We start from the raw sequence: 19,864 nt of genomic DNA, 5'->3' as shown, positions 1-19,864 counted from the left end.
ACCGAAAGGAATGTTCCCTATGAAAGAAATCCTTGAGCAAAAGCTAAACAACAAGACCCTGGAGGCCGCTACCAACGCCGAAATTTACCAGGCCCTTCTCCAGCTGACCCAAGAACGCCTGGCTGCCGCGCCCCGCATTACCGGCGACAAAAAGCTGTACTATGTCTCCGCCGAGTTTTTGGTGGGCAAGCTGCTCTCTAACAACCTCATCAACCTGGGGCTCTTTGATGAGGTTCGGGAGACCCTGAAGGCGGCTGGAAAGGACCTGGGCGAGATTGAGGAAATCGAGCCCGAACCCGCCCTGGGCAACGGCGGCCTGGGCCGGCTGGCGGCCTGCTACCTGGACTCTGCCGCCACCCTGAACCTTCCCGCCGACGGCGTGGGCCTCTTGTACCACTTCGGTCTGTTCCGCCAGAGTTTTTGGGAAAACAAGCAGTACGAGAAACCCGACCGCTGGCTGGCAGAAAAAGGCGGGCCCCAGGGCTGGCTGGAAAAGACCGGTGTGGGCTTTTCCGTGCCCTTCCCGGGCGGGGCGGTGAAGTCCGTGATGTACGACCTGGTGGTCTCTGGCTTTGAGGGCGGCTGCAACCGCCTGCATCTCTTCGACCTGGAGACGGTGGACGAGAGCCTGGTCAAGGACGGCATTGATTTTGACAAAAAGGACGTGGCCCACAACCTAACCCTGTTCCTATACCCAGACGACAGCGACGACGCGGGCCGGCTGCTGCGGGTGTATCAGCAGTACTTTATGGTAAGCAACGCCGCCCAGCTGATTATCAAAGAGCTCTCCGCCAAAGGCTATGCCCTGCGGGACCTGTGGAAGCACGCGGTGATTCAGATTAACGACACCCACCCCTCCATGATCATCCCCGAGCTCATCCGGCTCATGCAAAAGGACGGCATCCACATGGACGAAGCCATCTCCATTGTGGAAAAGACCTGCGCCTATACCAACCACACCATCCTGGCCGAAGCCCTGGAGAAGTGGCCCCTGCACTATCTGCAAAAGGCCGTGCCGGACCTGGTGCCCATTATTGAGGAGCTGGACCGCCGAGTGCGCAAAAAGTACCCCGCCCCCCAGGGCCTGGCAAAGGATGAAGAAAACCCCAACGAGAACCTCTATATCATTGACAAAAACGGCCTGGCCCATATGGCCAGCATGGACATCCACTACGGTTTCTCTGTCAACGGCGTGGCCGCCCTGCACACAGACATCTTGAAAGAGGCCGAGCTGCGGCATTTTGCCAATATTTACCCGGAAAAGTTTAACAACAAGACCAATGGCATTACCTTCCGCCGCTGGCTGATGCACTGCAACCCAGAGCTAAGCGCCTTTATCACCGAAAAAATCGGCCCGGGCTGGAAAAAGGACGCCGCCGGGCTGGAAAAGCTGCTGGATTTCCAGGACGACCCCGCCACCCTGGACCGCCTGCTTTCCATTAAACAAAACAATAAAAAGGCCCTTTGCGAATATGTGGAGCAAAAAAGCGGCGCGGCCCTGGACCAGGACTCCATTTTCGACATCCAGATTAAGCGCCTGCACGAGTATAAGCGCCAGCAGATGAACGCCCTGTATATCATCTGGAAATATATGCGGATTAAGGCCGGCCGCAAGCCCGCCCGCAAGCTGACCCTGCTCTTTGGGGCCAAAGCCGCGCCGGCGTATATTATCGCCAAGGACATCATCCATCTGATCCTCTGCCTGCGGGAGTTCATTGCCAAGGACCCAGAGGTCAGCCCCTGGCTGGAAGTGGTGATGGTGGAGAACTACAACGTCACCTGGGCCGAAAAACTGATTCCCGCCTGCGACATTTCCGAGCAGATCTCCCTGGCTTCCAAGGAGGCCAGCGGCACCGGCAACATGAAGTTTATGCTAAACGGCGCGGTAACCCTGGGCACCGAGGACGGGGCCAATGTGGAAATCCACCAGCTGGTGGGGGACGAGAACATCTGTATCTTTGGCAAGAGCAGCGAAGCGGTGATCGACCTGTATAAAGAGGGTCCCGGCCGGTATAACCCGGCGGAATATTATCCCGCGGATGAGGAGATTGCCCAGCTGATGGACTTTATCATCAGCCCGGCCATGATGCGCCTGGGCGACCCGGAAAACCTGGGCCGGCTCTATAAGGATATGACCCGCAAAGACTGGTTTATGGCGCTGCTGGACGTGAAAGACTATATCGCGGCCAAAGAGCGGCTGCTGGCGGAGTATGAGGACCGGCGGACCTGGGCCAAAAAGATGCTGGTGAACATTGCCAAGGCCGGATTCTTCTCCTCCGACCGGGCCATTGCCCAGTATAACGAGGACGTTTGGCATCTGCGGTAAATGTTTGTCAAGAGGAGGGGCCTTCCCAGGCGGGGGGTCCCTTTTTATAAAGAGGCTTGGGATTATATCTATCCCCAGCTGTTGGCAATAAAAAAGCCCCTCCCCACCGGGAAGGGCTTTTTCTTTACGCGTCACACCGCCTTGCGGACGGCTTCTTTCAAAATTTCCAGCCCCCGGCGCAGGGTGGCCTCGTCTATAAGCAGCGCGGGCATAACCTTTACCACCGAGTTGCCCCGGCCCACCCGCTCTACAATCAGGCCGTTCTGAAAGCTCTCGTCCAGCACCTTCTTGCTGGCGGAGCCCGGCGCGTTCCCGTCGCAGCGGGCCAGGTCCACGCCCCACACAAAGCCAATGCCCCGGGTCTCCACCTTTCCTGGCGCCAGGGCCCGAATCTCCTCCATATACTGGGCAATGATCCGCTCCTTCTGGCGCACCTGCTCCTCCACCCGCTCTTCCAGCATCAGCTCCAGCCCGGCCTTGGCCGCCACCATGGACAGCTGATAGCCCCGGAAAGTGCCGTTATGCTCCCCGGGCTCCCACAGGTCCAGCTCGGGCTTCATAAGCACCAGGGCAAAGGGCATGCCGTAGCCGCCAATGGACTTGGACTGGGTGACAATATCCGGCACAATGCCCGCCCGCTCAAAAGAGAAAAACCAGCCTGTTCGGGCGCAGCCCACCTGCACGTCGTCCACAATCATTAGAATATCGTGGCGGTCGCACAGGGCCCGCAGGCCCTTTAACCATTCCACTGGGAAGGGATAGATGCCGCCGTCGGCCTGGACTGTCTCCAGGATGATGGCGGCGGGCTTCTCCACGCCCGAGTGGTCGTCCGTAAGCAGGGTCTCTATATAGTTCAGAGTGTCCAGCTCCGGGAACATATACGGGGCCGGCACATGGGTCACGTTGTTCAGGGGAACCCCCGCCCCCGCCCGGCTGGCCGCGTCGGTGGTCAGGGCAATGGAGCCCAGGGTCATGCCGTGGAAAGCCCCCATCATGGCAAAAATCCCCGGCCGCTTTTTCACTTTTCTTGCCAGCTTCAGGGCAGCTTCCACCGCGTTGGTGCCAGTGGGGCCGGGAAACTGGAGCTTGTAGTTCAAGCCCCGGGGCTTCAAAATTTTTTCTTCGTAATACTGGATGAACTCTCGTTTGGGCTGGGTGTACATGTCCAGGGCGTGCATCACCCCGTCTTTTTGCAGGTAGTCCACCAGCCGGTCCCGAATAAGGTCCGGGTTGTGGCCATAGTTTAGGGCCCCGGCGCCGCAGAAAAAGTCCACGTACTCCTTTCCGTCCTCGTCATAGAGGAAGGGACCCTTGGCCCGGGTGAACACTGCCGGGAAGTTCCGGCAGTAAGAGCGCACTTCGGACTCGTACTGTTCAAACGCCTGTGTGTTTGTACTCATATTTTACCATCCTTTCTACCACGGGAGCTGCCCGTGATTCAGCGATCAACGCCCAGAAAAACCCCGGGCGGGGCTGTTCGCTCCTTCCACCAATAAGACGGGATGAAAGAAGCCAGCGGCAAGCGGCCAATGAAAAGTTTTGTTAAATTTTGGCCTTATGTAGTATTCTACCACAAAGAGTGGGAAAAAGGAAGATGGTTACAAAAAATTTACAACTTCTTTCGGGTGTCAAATAAAAACACATCCCCCGGCGTACCGTCTGGATATGCCACATCCGGGCGGCTTTCCAGCCGGTAGCTGCCGCTGGTGTAGCCGCTCACCACTTTGTCCCAAAAGCCCACGGAGGGCAGGTTCTTTGGGTGGCGTTTCAGCTGCCAGGTTCCCTGGAACCGGTCGAACAGCTGCCACGCGGCCCACCTGCCCAGGCCGCAGCGGCGGTACTTAACCATCACAAAAAACTCCGACATACAGTAGTCGGTCTTACCGGCCTCGGGGTAGTCGTTGACCATGGCAAAGCCCGCCAGCTTTCCGTCCACTTTCAGGAAGAAAGCCCAGCGGTTTTGCTCGGTCCAGTAGTTGTCCAGGTAGGAGTAGCCGAACAGGCCCAGGGGGTTTACGTCGGTTTGGTCGTACTGGGAGAACTCGTAGTTGTATTTTTCCAGCAGGTTGCGGAGGATTTCTTTTTGGTCCTCGGCCACTGGAACTAGCTCAAAATTCATGGCGGGCACCTTTCTATATTCTTTTTTGCGGTCTATATCCTTTTTGTCCGTTATATTTTTTCTGTTTCTTCTAGGGCTTGTTTGAAAAATCGAAAACGTCGTCTTTTTTGCCATAAGAGGCCACTTTCTACGTCGAAAATCCTCGTCAATCGCCAGAGTGACGTAGTTAGCGCAGCTAACTACAGCGGTTCTTCTCCTTGAAATTGTCCCCTTCTGGCCCAAAATTCGTCATTTCCTCTATTTTCAAACAAGCCCTAACCTTTTTGTTTTTGGCGAGTTTTAGGTGCGTGGTTCTTGGGCTGGCGCTGTGGGGGCCTTGTGGGTTTCGGGGGGCTTTGACCCGCACAGTGGGAAGATGCGGCGGGTGGGCCGCTGCCGGGAAAATTTGCTTCGCGCATTTTCCCAGGACGCTATGTTTTGGGCGGCGCGGAAGATTTTGCTCCCTCTTTTTTTGGGGGGAGTTTTTGGCTGGCTTCCCTTTTTTGGCTTGCCGCGCCGCTTTAAGACCTTGAGGCGCTGCCCCAAAACCTGCCAGGGCTCCTGGCCCTGGACCTCGGCAGGAGCTTTGCCCCTGCACTCTTCTTCGCTGCGCTGCTGTCTTTTTGGCTCTTAGTCTTGGCTTTCTGCTTCCGCTTTCTCCAGTTCTTCCGAGAGCTCGGTCCAGTCTGCCAGCAGCTTTTCTCCCAGCTTTTCCAGCTCCCCAATCTCCCCAGAAATGCTGGTGACAGCCTCATAGTCCGCGGCCACTTCCGGCAGCGTGAGCTTTGCTTCCAGCTCCCCGCGCTTTTCCTCCGCCGCCTCAATCTCCCGCTCCAGGCGCTCCAGCCCAGTCCGCATTTTTCGCAGGGCGGCCTCCCGCTCTTTGCGCAGCTTATAAAGGTTCACCTTGGGCGGGGCTTTCTGCTCTTCCCGGGCCTGTTCCGCCTCCCGGCGCTCCAAATAGTAGTCGTAGTTGCCATGGTACAGAACCGCCCCCTCTGGCCCCAGTACATACACCTGGTCGGCCAGCTTATTGATAAGATACCGGTCGTGGGACACCACAAACAGGGTTCCGTCATACCCGGAAAGGGCTTCTTCCAAAGCCTCGCAGGAGCCAATGTCCAAATGGTTGGTGGGCTCGTCCAGCAGCAGAAAGTTGGCCCGGGAGAGCATTAATTTTAACAGGAGAATGCGGGCCCGCTCGCCGCCGCTAAGGGCTCCCACGGGTTTAAACACGTCCTCCCCTTTAAAAAGGAACACCGCCAGGGCGTTGCGCACCTCGGTCTGGGTCATGCGGGGGTGCAGGTCCCATATCTCGTCAATCACCTCTTTTTCGTCGTGCAGGCTTAGCTGGGACTGCTCGTAGTAGCCCAGGTCCACCCCCGCGCCCATGCGCACAAAGCCTGTGTCCGGCTGGTACTGGCCCAAGAGGATCTTAAACAGGCTGGTCTTGCCGCAGCCGTTGGGGCCAATGAGGAAAACCTTCTGCCCCCGCTTAATTTCCAGGTCCACATTGCGGAACAGGGGCTCTCCCCCAAAGGACAGGCTAAGCACCTCTGCGGTCAGCACATCGTCGCCGCTTCTCCGGCTGGCGCGAAACTGAAACTGGATGGACTCCGGGTCGTCCTCGGGCTTTTCCAGGGTGGCCTCCAGCCGGTCAATGGACTTTTGCTTGTTGGCAATGGTCACGTAGTTGCGCTCCTGGTTCCAGCGGCGCTGCTGCTCGATAATGCCCTCAATCCGGGCAATCTCCTTTTTGGTATTCTCATACACCCGCTCCATGGCCAGGCGCTTTTCGGCCCGCAGCTCCAAAGACCGGCTGTAGTTGCCCTTGTAAGAGTCCAGGCCCCGGCCGTGCATCTCCAGGGTGCGGGTGGTCACCTTGTCCAGAAAGTACCGGTCATGAGAGATGACTATGTACGCGCCCGTATAGTTTAGCAAAAAGCCCTCCAGCCACTCCACGGAAGGGATGTCCAAATGGTTGGTGGGCTCGTCCAGCAGCAGCAGGTTGGCCCCGCTTAGCAGCATTTTTGCCAGCTGAAGCTTGGCTTTCTGCCCGCCGCTAAGCACGCCCACTGGGTTCTGGGTCTGCTCCTGGGTAAAGCCCAGGCCCAAAAGGGCGCTGCGGGCCCGGGACCGGCAGGTAAGCCCGCCCCCGTCCACAAACTGGTCGTTCAGCCGGGTCTGCTGGTCAATCAAGCTTTCCAGCTGGGGCCCCTGGGGGGTTTCGCTTAGGCGCACGGTCAGCTCTTCCAGCGTTTGCTCCATCTCCAAAAGCGGGGCAAACACCGTCATAACCTCTTCTAACGCGGTCTTTTCAAAGTCCCTGCACACGTGCTGCTCCATATAGCCGGGGCTGGTCTCTTTTGAAAAAGTAACCGTGCCCGTGTCTGGGGTATACTCCCCGGTAAGGGTTTTAAACAGGCTGGTCTTTCCGCTGCCGTTCACCCCCACCAGGCCCACGCGCTCGCCCTTTTGGATCTCAAAGGAAATGTTTTCCAGTATCTTCTCCTCGCCAAAGCTAAGGGAAATATTATGTACCGTTAAAATAGCCATGATTTTTTACCTTTACTGAATGTTTGAAACCAAATGTGAATTATGTAAACAGTCCTTGGGCCTAAAAGGCAACCCCCCGGGCCTATGGCCCGAAGCGCCGCACAAAATAATATGTAAAGCAATTTTCGTAAAACGCCTTGATTTTGCGGGTGCTTTCGTGTATAATCGAACAATATCGACTAAAGGGGGATGTACTAGCCGTGAAATGTCCGTATTGTGGTTATACCGAAAGCAAAGTGGTGGACTCCCGCCCAACCGACGAGAGCGAACGCATCCGGCGCCGTCGGGAGTGCCTAAAGTGCGGCAAGCGCTTTACCACCTACGAGGTCATTGAAAACGTGCCCATTGTGGTTATTAAAAAGGACCGCTCTCGGGAGGCCTTTGACCGAAACAAGCTTTTAAACGGCCTGCTGCGGGCCTGTGAAAAGCGCCCGGTATCCGTGGATACCCTGGAGCATATTGTAAACGAGATTGAAACCCTGCTGCAAAACTCCTTGGACAAAGAGGTCTCCTCCCAGCGCATTGGCACCTACGCCATGGAAAAGCTGAAAACCACCGACGAGGTGGCCTACGTGCGGTTTGCCTCTGTATACAGGCAGTTCAAGGACATCAACAGCTTTATGGAAGAGCTAAGCAAGATTATCAGCAGCAAACAGCGCATGGAGGAGCTGGGCGGCGGTAAATAGGGCTCAAGCTTTCAGAAAAATCAGGCGCGCCGGGTTTCGGCGTGCCTTCTTTTTTTAGCAGTGATGGCCCCTGAAGGGGGCCGGTCTTACCCGCCGCTGGGCCGCGCGGTGTCTTTGCCCCCGAAAACGCCCCAGGAATTCCGCCTTGGCGGCCGCCCGCCACTGCGCAAAGCCTACAAATTTTGGGCCAGCTCCTTTAAATAGGCCCGAAACGCTTCTCCAATCTCCGGGTGGTCCAGGGCAATCTCCACCCCTGCCTGCATAACCCCCAGCTTGCTGCCCATGTCATAGCGCTTGCCGGTAAAGTCCACGGCCACCATGCCGTCCCGCCGGGCCAGGGTTTTCATGGCGTCTGTCAGCTGAATCTCTCCGCCTGCGCCTGGCTGGGTGGCGTCCAGAATTTCAAAAATCTCCGGCGGCAGTACGCAGCGCCCCAAAATGGAGTACAAAGAAAGCTCCTGCCCTGGCAGGGGCTTTTCCACCATGTCCGTGCACTGAAAGTAGTTATCCCGCAGGGGCTCCACCTTTAGGGACGAGTATTTCCGGATGGCCTCCTGGCTCACCTCTTTCACGCCCACCACCCCCAGGCCGTACTCCTCATAGGCCCGAACCAGCTGGCCGCAGGCCGGGTCTTTGCCAATAATCACATCGTCGCCGTACAGCACCGCAAAGGGCTCTCCGTCCACAAAGCCCCGGGCGCAGTTCACCGCGTGGCCCAGGCCCTTGGTCTCCTTTTGGCGCACATACCAGATGTTTGCCAGCCGGGAAATATCCACCACCTGGCGCAGCACCCCGGCCTTGCCGGGCTGGGCGGAAAGGTGGCTTTCCAGCTCGGGGGCCCGGTCAAAGTGGTCCTCCAGCAGGCCCTTGCCCCGGTTGGTAATAATGAGGATGTCCTCAATGCCAGCGGCGGCGGCTTCTTCCACTATATATTGTATGGCAGGCTTGTCCACTATGGGCAGCATCTCCTTGGGCATGGCCTTGGTGGCGGGCAGCACCCGGGTCCCCAGGCCAGCGGCGGGAATAACTGCTTTGCGTACCTTTTTCATTGCTGCAACTCCTTTTATAATAGTTAGCATACTTCTCATATCTCCAGCAGCGCTTGCATAGAACGCCTGTGTGTTATGGTGTTGCGATGTGTTTGGGTATTTTATAAACTCCTATACAGAGAGTAATTGTTATAGCTATAGGTATGTGCCACAACACACCATAACACACCCAGCCAGCGCAAGCGCTGGACCGTTAGTCGCAGGGGCGTTCGCTTCCGGCTCACTCGCCAGTGCGAACCATCAGCATAGCCAGCGCGTTCTTCTACCCGCTTCCGATCCTATCCGCGCTGGCCCGGCTGGAAGCTGCCACCGGCAAGGAAGCCTAAGGAAACACTGCCGGGGCCAAAGGGAGGGGGCCCGTATTGGCTAAAGCAAAAAAGAACGAGTCACGCCGGAAGCACCCAAAAGAATGCGCTGGCTAAGCCCGCGGTTTACACCGGCAAGTGAGCCGGAGCGAACGCCCCCGCGACATTGGATGCAACGTCACGTTGCCCGCGACGAATGGTCCAGCGCTTGCGCTGGCTGGCTAGAGGAGTAGGGGGACTACATTGACCAGGATGAAATAGCACACAAACATGCACGCCGCAATGGAGGGGTTCACCCCGCCTTTGACGTTTAGGGTCATGTTGGGATTTTCCGCCACATTGGCCCGCTTTACCTCCCGCACGGTGCGGACGCAGTGGTTCATATACATTTTGTTGCCCCGCACGCCCACAAAAATCATTACGGCTAAAATCAATAAAAGACATAGCATGGGCAGACTGATGCGCAGGTACAGCTCTGGGCTTTCTGTCAGAAGATTGGTAATAATAATCATCTGCTCGCTGGTGGGAGAAAACCCCCGGGTTAGGTCCATGCCCGCCTGCTCCATAAGCTGCAAAAGGGTGGGCGTGGCAACAAACACAGAGGCCGCCAGGTACATAAGATAAATGACAAACATCAGCCCTGTGACAATGGCCCCGTGCTTGTACTGCTTGCGGTACAGCATCCACGCCCCTGAAAACAGGAAGGCCGAAAAGTTGAACTTGTTCCGCCCGGTATTCTTGATGTACCGGAACACCGGCATATAATAGGCCGTGTTCTGGCGCACCAGCTTGGAGGCGTCCCCAAAACTAACCCCCTCGGCCAGCTTCTCCCCTGGGTTTACTCCGCCCATAGGGTCCATGCCAAAGGGCACCGCCCCTGGATAGGGCGGCGGCACATAGGGCCCGGCGGGGGCCTGGCTGGGCCGGGGGCCTGTGTCCGCGTTAGCGTGGCGGTGGGGCTGGCCCATCAGCGGTGCGCCGCACCGGTTGCAAAACAGCGCGCTGTGGGCGTTTAGGCAGCCACAGGCAGAGCACTCCTGGTCCTTTATTTCTGTGGAAGCCTCTGGGGCCTGCGGCGGCGCGGGGGGAACCCATTCCTTCCCTTCCTCGTGCAGGTCCTGAAAAACGCACTGGCCCTCTTTATGGTAGCAGTCCCGATGATAGGGCGCACCGCACTGTGGGCACACCACAATGTCATCGTCCTTGATAAAGGGGTCCCCGCACACGGGGCAGTTGACGCCTTTGTAATCAATCATAGCCAAACGCCATTCCTTTTCTTATCTATAATAATGTATTATTGTACACGATTTTTTCGAAAAGTGCAACCGTACCGCCACAATTTTTCATTCTGTTAACAAATCCGGCGGCGCAGGGGGGGCGGCTGCTTCAAGGTTCTCGCCCTAATAGAGCATTTGCCCCCTGCCAGGACCCTTTGCCGGCTCCTCCACTTAGTTGGACGCCCCCTATAAAGAGCGGGGGGATTTACATTTGCCAAAAGATTCGGTATAATAGAAAAACACCCAATCGGAATCATCATGGAAAGTGAGTGAAAATAGATGCTGCAATTTGAAGAACTGAAGCACCAGCTGGAAGAACGGCAGGCCGCCCTCTCCGCCCTGCGGGACAACCTGGGCCTGGAGCGGCTGCGGGAAGAGGTGGACATGCTGGAGCACAAAACCGCCGAGCCCGGCTTTTGGGACAACATGCAGGAAGCCCAGAAGATTACCCAGCGGCTGGCCTCTTTAAAGGCCAAGGACGAGAACTACCAGAAGCTGTGCGCCCGCTGCGAGGACACCGCCGCCCTGATTGAGCTGGGAGACGAGGCCGAGGACCTTAGCCTGCTGCCGGAGATTCAGGCCGAGATCGACGGCGTGGCAAAGGTGATTGAGGACATGCGCCTTTCCACCCTGCTGACCGGCGAGTACGACGGCCACAACGCCATTCTTACCTTCCACGCGGGCTCGGGCGGCACCGAGGCCCAGGACTGGGCGGAGATGCTCTTTCGCATGTACAACCGCTGGGCCGAGCGCAGGGGCTTTAAGGTAACCACCCTGGACTATCTGGACGGGGACGAGGCCGGGCTGAAAAGCGCCTCTATCCTGGTGGAGGGGGAAAACGCCTATGGCTACCTGAAAAGCGAGGCCGGGGTGCACCGGCTGGTGCGGGTCTCCCCCTTTGACGCGGCGGGGCGGCGGCACACCTCGTTCTCCTCTTTGGAGGTCATGCCGGAAATTGACGAGGACAACAGTGTGGAAATAAACCCCGACGACATTAAAATGGAGGTCTACCGGGCCAGCGGTGCGGGAGGCCAGAAGGTAAACAAAACCTCTTCTGCCGTGCGGCTCATCCACATTCCCACCGGCATTGTGGTCAGCTGCCAGGTGGAGCGCAGCCAGTACCAGAACCGGGACGTGGCCATGAAGATGCTGATTTCCAAGCTGGTGGAGATTAAGGAGCGGGAGAACCTGGAAAAAATCAGCGACATCAAAGGGGAGCAGAAAGAGATCACCTGGGGCAGCCAGATCCGCTCCTATGTGTTCATGCCGTATACCATGGTAAAGGACCATCGTACCGGGCACGAGACCGGCAATGTAAACGGGGTGATGGACGGGGACCTAGACGGGTTCATTAACGCGTATCTCACGGCCCAAAGCCAGAACACCCTGGGCCAAGACATCGAGTAAGCGTCAAAAAGGAAAAACGCCGCAGAATGCGGCAGGGGGACGGGGGTGCGGGGCAGAGCCCTGCGGCCTTATCCCTTTGGGTCCCACGGCCGGCGCTGGTCTCCAGCGCCCTTAGCGGCGCGGCAACAAGCACCCGTGGGGCGCGGCCACCCCCCCCCTAAGCCCGGGCAGGCCCACCAGCTCCCGCACCGCCGAAACAGCGGACCGCTCCCTCCCGCTTTCCGGTGTGGCTGGGCCCGTATTGGCAAAGAAAAAACATTTTGGGCCGATACGGGCTCCTTCTGGGGGGCTGGGTGCTAACGGGCCGCTCTTGCAAAAATCTCGCTTCGCTGATTTTTGCAAATCGCTGCGTTTTGGCGGCGCTGGTCTCCAGCGCCGGCCGCGAGACCAAGGGACAGGCCGCCTCCGGCGGCAAGGGGCGCTGCCCCCTTGACCCCTGCCAGGAGAAACAAGTTTCCCCTGGACTCCTTTCTGTTTCCCTCTTTTTTGCCCTCATCTTATTTTTTGCCCTCATCTTATTTTGGGAGGTCCCCCATGAAAGTCAAATTCATTACCCTGGGCTGCAAGGTCAACCAATACGAGAGCCAGGCCATGCTGGAACAGCTGCTGGGCCAGGGCTTTCAGCCCGCGGGCAACGGCCCCGCCGACCTGGTGGTGGTGAACTCCTGCACGGTCACCGCCCAAAGCGACCAAAAGGCCCGCCAGGCCCTGCGCCGCCTAAAGCGCCAGAACCCCGGGGCCATCGGCGTACTCACCGGCTGCTGGCCCCAGGCCTTTCCCAAAGAGGCCGGGGCTTTTTCAGACGCAGACATCGTTCTGGGCAACGCCAACCGGGCCGCCCTGGGCCAGCGGGTGATGGAGTACCTTTCTACCAAACAGCGCGTGGTGGACATTGCCCCCCATGAAAAGGGCGAGGCCTTTGAGCCCATGCGTATCAGCGGAATGCAGGGCCACACCCGGGCCTTTTTAAAGATTGAGGACGGCTGCGAGCGCTTCTGCGCCTACTGCATCATCCCCTACGCCCGGGGCAGGGTGCGCTCCAAACCCGTGGAGCAGATCCTGGCCGAGACAGAGAGCCTGGCCGCCGCCGGGTACCGGGAGGTGGTGCTCACGGGCATCAACCTGCCCGCCTATGGCCAGGACCTGGGCCTTAGCCTCTGCGATGCGGTGGAGGCCGCCTGCGCCATAGGGGGCGTCTGCCGGGTGCGGCTGGGCTCTTTGGAGCCGGAACGCCTAACCCCGCCGGTCATCGCCCGGATGCAGGCCCAGCCCAAGCTCTGCCCCCAGTTCCACCTCTCCCTGCAAAGCGGCTGCGGCGCCACCCTAAAGCGCATGAACCGCCACTACACCCCCCAGGAGTACATGGGCATTGTACAGGACCTGCGGGGGGCTTTCCCGGGCTGCGCCATCACTACAGACGTGATGGTGGGCTTTCCCGGAGAGACCGAGGAGGAGTTCGCCCAGAATTTGGCCTTTGTAGCGGCTGTGGGCTTTGCCAAGGCCCATGTGTTCGCCTACTCCCGCCGCCCGGGCACGGTGGCGGACCAAGCCCCGGACCAAGTGCCCGCCCCAGTGAAGGAAGCCCGCAGCCGCCGGATGATAGAAGCGGCAGAGGCGGGGCGGCAGGCCTTTTTCTTGTCCCAGATAGGCCGGCGGGCCCAGGTGCTCTTTGAGCGGGAGGCAAGGCCCGGGGTGTGGGAGGGCTTCACCCCCAACTACACCCCGGTGCTGGCGAAAAGCGCCGGAAACTTGGCCGGAGAGCTGCGGGAGGCGGCCCTCTCCGGGATAGAGGGGGACGCCATGACCGGGGAGCTGCTGGCAAAAGATAATCCATAAAAAATGCCAAATGCCGCAGAAGCTTCCATAACCTCTGCGGCGTTTGTTAGATATTTACCTTACCTCTACGTAACCATTCTTAGAGCGATACACGCGAAGGGTGGAATGCCCAGGTGTATCATAAGTACTTGCGCGAACGGCCACTCTACAGTTTGTCCACAGGTCCGTATAACTGCGTTTCGTTAGTACAGCCTCATTCCTTCCAATTCTTGAGGCATATCCTAATGAAGCTCCTGTATTCGCGTCGGCAAGGCCAATATTACAGGTTTTACTGGCAGTCAGCAAAGAAGCATATGCCATTCCGAAGTTATGCTCTTTATCTAAATTGAAATAGCCAAAGGGAGTCGTATTTACACCTGTTTTTGGATTTTCCAAATATACTCCTTTTGAGAATAGAAACTCGTAGCCTCTGAGGTCTACCGCACGCGTAGAGTTCTCTGTAGGGTCAAAAGTTTCCGCTGAGTCCGTAACCACCGCTTCAACAGGTACTTCCCAATCTTCGGGAAAGACTTCATGGAATTCAGGCAGTTCCCGCACGGTCTCCCCGGTTTCTACATTTATCACCCTGCCTTCGTAACCGTCTGCAACCCATCCGGGGTGGTCCATGATAATTTCTTCACGAGCATCCAAAATAGCCTCTTGAAGCTCTGGCGCGGCGCTGTCATAGTTCATGTGGGCGAATGTTTGGACTTTTTGTGCCTCATAAGTTACTGATTCATCAATTGCTGGCATACGCTGGAAATGTGCAAAGAGCAGCCAGGCAGGCGGCGAGAAAGGCACTTAACATTCGTTTCATTTGGGAAATCTCCAATAAAAAACTTAGTAGCATCCAGTGGCCAACAATCGCTTCAGCAATTTAAGAGTCTTTTCGCTAGTTTGTGGTCATGAGTACTTCTGGCAGAGATTGGTAGAGCAACTGTACGGGAACGACGGTCTCCTCTGCCAAAGATGACTCCTCTTCTTCTGGCTCAACTTCCAGCTCGGACTTGGGCTCGGGCTCCTGTTCCGGCACGGGCCCGCTCATTTCCTCTTTGGGAATTTCCCAGTCCCGGGGAAAGAGATCGTAAAAGTCCGGGAGCCTGCGAATCACTTCGCCGGTCTCCAGGTCTATTACGGCGCATTCCCATCCATTGGCGGACCAGCCGGGGCAATAGCGGTAGATCATTTCATTCCTGGCCGCCAGAATCTTTTCTTTCAGGTGTTCCGGCGCACTTTCCAAATCCATGTAGGCATAGCGCTCGGCTTCCCGGCGAGCGGCGATCTCCGCCTCCGCTTCCAGGGGGACAGCGGCAAAACCGGATAGGCCGATTCCCAAAAGGACGGAAAGGGCGGCGAAAAGGAATAGCATTAGGCTGTTTTTCATTGGCTTCACCTCTAGGACAAGTGCGGTGAGACGCTTTTTTGCCGAAGGGACTGTTTTGGCCCCTGGCTGCTACTGTTTTTAGTATAGAACTATTTTTTCGGTTTGTCAATAACAAATATTCATATTTGGAAACTGTGTAAGGACTAGGGCTTGTTGGAACATAGAGGAAATGACGGATTTTTGACCCAAAGTGGTCAGCTTCCAGGAGAAAACCGCAAGGAATCCTTGCGGTTTTACGAGGATTTTCGACGCGGAAGAGGGCCGCTTCTGGGTAAAAAGACGGCGTTTTCCATGTTTCAAACAAGCCCTAATAGGTTTCTATAGGAAATACCGCATAATTCTAAGTGCTGTATTGCGCAGTCAGATTTTTCGCCAGCGTGCACAGATAAAACGCCGCCAATCAGGCCTTTGATGGTCTTGCGATTCTGGCCAAGCGAAAGCTGTGTGCCAGGACGGAAAAATTGCAAGCAAGACAGCGTTTAAGGCGTTAGCCGCGAATTCTGCGGTATTGCCTATAAAGTATGTGAAAGGACGTGACTTCCATGCTCATCCGCCCCATGAGCCCAGAGGACCTGCCAGCGCTGCGGCTTTTATATGAAAAGAGCTGGCGCTGGGCCTACCGGGATTTGATCCCCCAGAGCTTTTTGGACGGCGTGCCCAAGGAGGCCTGGGCCGGAGGCGTGACGAAAGAGGGCCGCCAAAACCTGGTGCTGGAAGAGGCCGGGGCCCTGCTGGGCACCGTGAGCTTTTGCCCCTCCCGGTGGTGGAAGTATCCGGACTACGGGGAGATTGTGGCCCTGTACCTGCTGCCGGAGCATACCGGCCAGGGCTGGGGCCGGCTTCTGCTGGACCGGGCTGTGGCGGCCCTGGGGGACCTGGGCCTGGAAAAGGTCCTGCTGTGGGTGCTAAAGGACAACCGCCGGGCCCGGGCCTTTTATGAGAAATACGGCTTTGTCCCCAAGGGGGACTACCAGGAGAGCACCTATGACGGCCAAGCTGTGGGGGAAGTGCTGTATACTTATGGGGACGAGCCCCCGGGGGCTGGGCTGTACAGGCGGCTGTGGTAGCCCGAAATCTCCTTCCGCCAATTTTAAAACGCCTGGCTAGGGCCGAAAATCCCCCTCTTGTCCTGGCCAAAAAGCAGGTGGGCCCAAAGGCCTTGCAATAGGACCCGCCCTTGGGTATACTGAATATGCCGGCAGAAAAAGAATATAGAAAACGCGTGGTTCATCGCTTTTGCGCCGCGTTAACGATCCATAAGAGTCTGTTCTTATAGAAGGAATCGCGCCCGTCTTTTCCATGGATTTTGACGGTTTCCCTGTTAAAAAAGGCTTGAAATTTTCCAGAGCTGTCCATGCCTTTTTCCTTAAACCCGCCCAAAATCCCCTTCAAAATCTGAACATTCCCCTTGTGGGAACAGGCTCTTGGAAAGGGGGAGTTAAAATGAACATTACCATTCAAGAGGACCCCGCCCTGGAAGAAACCCAGGTGGTCATCCGCTGCAAGCAGGCCGACGCGCCGGTGCTGGAGATGATAGCCGCGCTGCGGTCCTTTGACCAGAACTTTGACCAAAAGCTTACCGGCCTGCGGGAGGGGCAGACCTTTTTGCTGGACTTCCACCAGGTGCTGTATATCGACACAGCGGACGGCCGGACCTTTCTCTATACCAAGGAGCAGGTTTACGAAACGTCCCTGCGGCTGTATGAGCTGGAAGAGCGGCTTTCTGGGCGGCAGTTTTTGCGGGCCAGCAAATCGACGCTGGTAAACTTTAACGCCATACGCTCTTTGCGGCCGGACCTGGGCGGGCGGCTGCGGCTGACCATGCGGGGCGGAGAGGCTTTGTACGTATCACGGCAGTACGCCCCGGCATTCCGGAAGCGGCTGGGGCTGTAGGCCGGGAACACAGCAAGAAAGGAGCGCTTATCATGAAAAAATTTCTAAAATTTGTAGGAGAGTTCAAGTCTTGGGGCTGCCTAAGCTTTACCGGGGCGCTGTGCATCTATTCCTTTATAGACGCAATGTGCGGCAACCAAACCATGCGCCACACCCTTATCTGGCAGATGCTGGCCATGTGCGGCGTGATTACCCTGCTGCAATATATCTTCTTTTCCGGCCAGGTGTTAAAAAAGCCCAGCTACGCCCTGCGCTTGGGCGTGTTCTGCGCCCTGGTCTTTGGGGTTTGCGCGGGCTTTGCCTGGGTCTGCGGGTGGTTCCCCATGGAAGACCCCGGGGCCTGGGTCAGCTTTATGGTTGTATTCTTTGTAATCTTCCTGGTGCTCTGCCTGGGGTTTGAGATCCACTTCCGAATCATGGGAAAAAAGTACGACGCCCTGCTGGGCCGGCGGCAGAAAGAAAACCCGGAAGAATAAACCCACGCCAAAAGCGGCCTGTCTCCTTCCACAAAAAAATGCGCAAAGAGGGGGCTTGACAAGCCCGGGGGTTGGGGCTATAATAGTCATGTTGTATTGCACATTTACGACGCAAACCCCTGCCTTTTCGGCGGATGGGAGGGATATTGGATGGCTGAGATACGGCTCAAAGAAAATGAATCTTTGGATAGCGCCCTGCGGCGGTTTAAGAAACAATGCGCCCGCGCCGGCGTGATTCAAGAGGTACGCAAACGCGAGGCTTACGAAAAGCCCTCGGTAAAGCGGAAGAAAAAGTCAGAAGCGGCCCGCAAGCGTAAGTATAAGTAAGCAGGGCTAGGTTTGGGAATGGAGCGGCGTACGGCGGGCATTTCCCCGGCGCGCCGGGGAAAGCCTTTGGGTGTTCATTGGGGGAAAGGGCCCGTCCTTTTCTCCTTTTGGATATAGTTCACACAGTTTAAAAGAGGTATATCTCTTTTAAACCAGGCGGCAGTGCCGCCCAGCTTGAAAATTGGTATCCCGCCGGCTTTCAAGTGTGTTTACTATAAGCTTCGCTACAAACCTGAAAAAAGCGGGCCAAGCGCCCGCTTTTTTGTTCCCGAATGGAGAATCAGTAAATTTATGGGTATTTTTTCACCAACCGCGGTCCGGCGGCGGGTGACGGACCTAAGCCCCCAGTTTCTCTCTTCGCTGGGGGTGGGGGCCGTGCTGCTGGACGTGGACAACACCATAGCCACCTACACCTCTCACACCCCCATTCCTGGGGCCATTGAATGGGCCCGCCGGCTGGTGGAAGAGGGCTTTCGGGTGGTGATTGTGTCTAACAACTACAAAAAACGGGTGGGCCCTTTCGCGGCCCGGTTTGGGCTGGATTTTATTAGCTTTGCCTTAAAGCCCCTGCCCTTTGGCTACCTAAAGGCCCGGAAAAAACTGAAAATGAAGTGCCGCGACTGCGTGATTATCGGCGACCAAATTTTTACCGACGTGGTGGGGGCCAACCTGTGCGGCATGCGCAGCGTGCTTTTGACCCCCATTGAGCCCGAGGAGGGCCTAAGCTTTAAGATTCGCCGGTATTTTGAGCGGGGCCTGCGGGCAAAATATGAAAAGCGAAAGGATGTATTGCAATGAAAAATCCTGTGGAGCGTATTTCTGAAAAGCTTATCGCCGGCGACAGCCAAAAGGCAATTATGGTCTATTCTGAGCGGAACCGCCGGTATTTTACCGAGTTTCCCTCTGACGCGGGCGCACTGCTCATCACGGCGGAGGAGGCCTATCTGCTTCAGGACTTCCGGTATGAGGAGGCCGCCCGCTACACCGCCAAAAACTGCACGGTGGTGGGATTTAAGGACTTTAAAGAGAAAATCTGCGAACTGTTGGAAAAACACGGCGTAAAGCAGGTATACATGGAGATCAACAAGCTCTCGGTGGCAGATTCCCGGACCTTTGAGAAGCTGTTCCAGGAGCACGGCATGGAAGCCGTGCTGGACGACACCCTGGACAAGGCCATTAAGGACCAGCGGATGATTAAATCTCCCGAAGAGGTGAAGAAGATTGAGGACGCCCAGGCCATTACCGACGCGGCGTTCCAGCATATTCTGCCCTTTATCAAGGAGGGGGTTACCGAGCGGGACCTGGCCCTGGAAATCGAGTTCTTCATGCGGAAAAACGGGGCCGAAAACGTGGCCTTTGACCTGATTGTGGCCGCGGGCAAAAACGGCTCTCAGTGCCACGCGGTGCCCAGCGGCAACACTGTGAAGCCCGGGGACTTTATCACTATGGACACCGGCGCCATGCTGGACGGCTACCACAGCGACATGACCCGCACCGTGGCCTTTGGCAAGGTGAGCGACGAGCAGCGCAAAGTGTATGAAACCGTGCTGCGGGCCCAGCTGGCGGTGATCGACGCGGTAAAGCCCGGGGCCCTGTGCTGCGACATGGACAAGATAGCCCGGGATATCATCGAAAAGGACTACCCCGGCACCTTTGGCCACGGCCTGGGCCATGGAGTAGGCTTTGAGATTCACGAATGGCCGGCCTTCTCCTCCAAAGATAAGACCCCCTGCGCCGAGGGCATGGTGATCACCGACGAGCCGGGCATCTACCTGCCGGCCCAGTACGGGGTGCGGATAGAGGACATGCTGCTGGTGACCGCCGACGGCTGCCGCAGCCTGACCAAGAGCCCCAAGGAGCTTATCGAGCTGTAGCCAAAAAAGAGCGCCGCGCAGCGAGAATAGGGGGACGGGGGGAAACAAGTTTCCCCCAGCAGAGCGCGAGACAGCGTCTCGCGGCCTTATCCCTTGACCTTGCCCTAAAAGGCGGCGCGCAAAACAATCAATAGAGCCACAAACTCCGCCAATAGCAGCCAGCAAAAAGAGAGGGGCCCGGCTAAGCGCCGCCCAAAGGCAGCAAACTGAAAAAATCAGCGAAGCGAGATTTTTTCAGGAGCGGCCCCCCAGCACCCCGCTCTCCAAGAGGCAGCGCCCGTATCGGCAGACGAAAAACTCCGCCCCCCTGGCACGGCCCGCAGATAAATTGCCAAAAAAAGGCCGCTTCCCCTTGAATTTGGCCGCAAGATATTATAAAATAAGCACAGAC

At 57.0% G+C, this 19,864-nt stretch carries 17 protein-coding genes; 10 read left to right on the top strand and 7 right to left on the bottom strand.

Annotation, left to right across the window (positions count from 1 at the left end; all coding sequences use genetic code 11):
• Window positions 1-10: 10 nt before the first annotated feature.
• Window positions 11-2,326, top strand: coding sequence for a glycogen/starch/alpha-glucan phosphorylase (locus tag U8U68_RS01180; protein WP_367575774.1), 2,316 nt, complete (start codon window positions 11-13; stop codon window positions 2,324-2,326).
• 131 nt (window positions 2,327-2,457) lie between these two features.
• Here U8U68_RS01180 and ectB read toward each other — a convergent pair whose 3' ends face one another.
• The 3 genes from ectB to abc-f form a co-directional block, all read right to left on the bottom strand.
• A complete protein-coding gene (gene ectB, locus U8U68_RS01175; protein ID WP_322199028.1) occupies window positions 2,458-3,726 on the bottom strand; it encodes a diaminobutyrate--2-oxoglutarate transaminase in 1,269 nt (422 codons plus the stop codon).
• A gap of 209 nt (window positions 3,727-3,935) precedes the next feature.
• Window positions 3,936-4,445 carry a GNAT family N-acetyltransferase gene (locus U8U68_RS01170; RefSeq protein ID WP_322199027.1) on the bottom strand — a complete coding sequence of 170 codons (510 nt, stop codon included), beginning with the start codon at window positions 4,443-4,445 and terminating at the stop codon, window positions 3,936-3,938.
• A gap of 609 nt (window positions 4,446-5,054) precedes the next feature.
• Window positions 5,055-6,980 carry a ribosomal protection-like ABC-F family protein gene (gene abc-f, locus U8U68_RS01165; RefSeq protein WP_322199026.1) on the bottom strand — a complete coding sequence of 642 codons (1,926 nt, stop codon included), beginning with the start codon at window positions 6,978-6,980 and terminating at the stop codon, window positions 5,055-5,057.
• A gap of 200 nt (window positions 6,981-7,180) precedes the next feature.
• On the opposite strand from abc-f, the gene nrdR reads away from it, so the two are divergent.
• A complete protein-coding gene (nrdR, locus tag U8U68_RS01160; RefSeq protein WP_322199025.1) occupies window positions 7,181-7,666 on the top strand; it encodes a transcriptional regulator NrdR in 486 nt (161 codons plus the stop codon).
• 173 nt (window positions 7,667-7,839) lie between these two features.
• Here nrdR and U8U68_RS01155 read toward each other — a convergent pair whose 3' ends face one another.
• Window positions 7,840-8,715 carry a UTP--glucose-1-phosphate uridylyltransferase gene (locus tag U8U68_RS01155; RefSeq protein ID WP_322199024.1) on the bottom strand — a complete coding sequence of 292 codons (876 nt, stop codon included), beginning with the start codon at window positions 8,713-8,715 and terminating at the stop codon, window positions 7,840-7,842.
• A gap of 526 nt (window positions 8,716-9,241) precedes the next feature.
• Window positions 9,242-10,276: an RING finger protein gene (locus tag U8U68_RS01150; protein ID WP_322199023.1), complete on the bottom strand. Its 1,035-nt coding sequence runs from the start codon at window positions 10,274-10,276 to the stop codon at window positions 9,242-9,244.
• Window positions 10,277-10,576: 300 nt separating this feature from the next.
• Here U8U68_RS01150 and prfB point away from each other — a divergent pair, with 300 nt between their 5' ends.
• Entirely contained in the window at window positions 10,577-11,704 is a 1,128-nt protein-coding gene (gene prfB, locus U8U68_RS01145) for a peptide chain release factor 2 (RefSeq protein ID WP_322199022.1), read from the top strand.
• 534 nt (window positions 11,705-12,238) lie between these two features.
• The gene (gene mtaB, locus U8U68_RS01140; RefSeq protein ID WP_322199021.1) at window positions 12,239-13,540 is read left to right on the top strand and encodes a tRNA (N(6)-L-threonylcarbamoyladenosine(37)-C(2))-methylthiotransferase MtaB; all 1,302 of its coding nucleotides are present in this window, start codon (window positions 12,239-12,241) and stop codon (window positions 13,538-13,540) included.
• A 54-nt stretch (window positions 13,541-13,594) separates the two neighbouring features.
• Here the strand turns inward: mtaB and U8U68_RS01135 are convergent, their stop codons facing one another.
• Both U8U68_RS01135 and U8U68_RS01130 read right to left on the bottom strand, forming a co-directional pair.
• A complete protein-coding gene (locus tag U8U68_RS01135; RefSeq protein ID WP_322199020.1) occupies window positions 13,595-14,272 on the bottom strand; it encodes a hypothetical protein in 678 nt (225 codons plus the stop codon).
• 139 nt (window positions 14,273-14,411) lie between these two features.
• Window positions 14,412-14,903: a hypothetical protein gene (locus U8U68_RS01130; protein ID WP_322199019.1), complete on the bottom strand. Its 492-nt coding sequence runs from the start codon at window positions 14,901-14,903 to the stop codon at window positions 14,412-14,414.
• A 542-nt stretch (window positions 14,904-15,445) separates the two neighbouring features.
• On the opposite strand from U8U68_RS01130, the gene U8U68_RS01125 reads away from it, so the two are divergent.
• The 6 genes from U8U68_RS01125 (at window position 15,446) to U8U68_RS01100 (ending at window position 19,473) form a co-directional block, all read left to right on the top strand.
• Entirely contained in the window at window positions 15,446-15,970 is a 525-nt protein-coding gene (locus U8U68_RS01125; RefSeq protein ID WP_322199018.1) for a GNAT family N-acetyltransferase, read from the top strand.
• Window positions 15,971-16,346: 376 nt separating this feature from the next.
• On the top strand, window positions 16,347-16,796 hold the full coding sequence (locus U8U68_RS01120; RefSeq protein WP_322199017.1) for a LytTR family DNA-binding domain-containing protein: 450 nt from the start codon (window positions 16,347-16,349) through the stop codon (window positions 16,794-16,796).
• Window positions 16,797-16,828: 32 nt separating this feature from the next.
• Complete coding sequence (locus U8U68_RS01115) at window positions 16,829-17,272, top strand: DUF3021 family protein (RefSeq protein ID WP_322199016.1); 444 nt, start codon at window positions 16,829-16,831, stop codon at window positions 17,270-17,272.
• 150 nt (window positions 17,273-17,422) lie between these two features.
• The gene (gene rpsU / locus U8U68_RS01110) at window positions 17,423-17,599 is read left to right on the top strand and encodes a 30S ribosomal protein S21 (RefSeq protein WP_016404966.1); all 177 of its coding nucleotides are present in this window, start codon (window positions 17,423-17,425) and stop codon (window positions 17,597-17,599) included.
• A 291-nt stretch (window positions 17,600-17,890) separates the two neighbouring features.
• A complete protein-coding gene (locus U8U68_RS01105) occupies window positions 17,891-18,397 on the top strand; it encodes a YqeG family HAD IIIA-type phosphatase (RefSeq protein ID WP_322199015.1) in 507 nt (168 codons plus the stop codon).
• Window positions 18,394-19,473 carry a M24 family metallopeptidase gene (locus tag U8U68_RS01100; RefSeq protein WP_322199014.1) on the top strand — a complete coding sequence of 360 codons (1,080 nt, stop codon included), beginning with the start codon at window positions 18,394-18,396 and terminating at the stop codon, window positions 19,471-19,473. The genes U8U68_RS01105 and U8U68_RS01100 overlap by 4 nt, the downstream gene beginning before the upstream one ends.
• Window positions 19,474-19,864: the final 391 nt, after the last annotated feature.

It is taken from the genome of Acutalibacter intestini, assembly GCF_034334985.1.
Taxonomy (GTDB): Bacteria; Bacillota; Clostridia; order Oscillospirales; family Acutalibacteraceae; genus Acutalibacter; species Acutalibacter intestini.
Note: the sequence above shows the minus strand (reverse complement) of the source record. Positions and strands in the feature narration are given on the sequence as shown.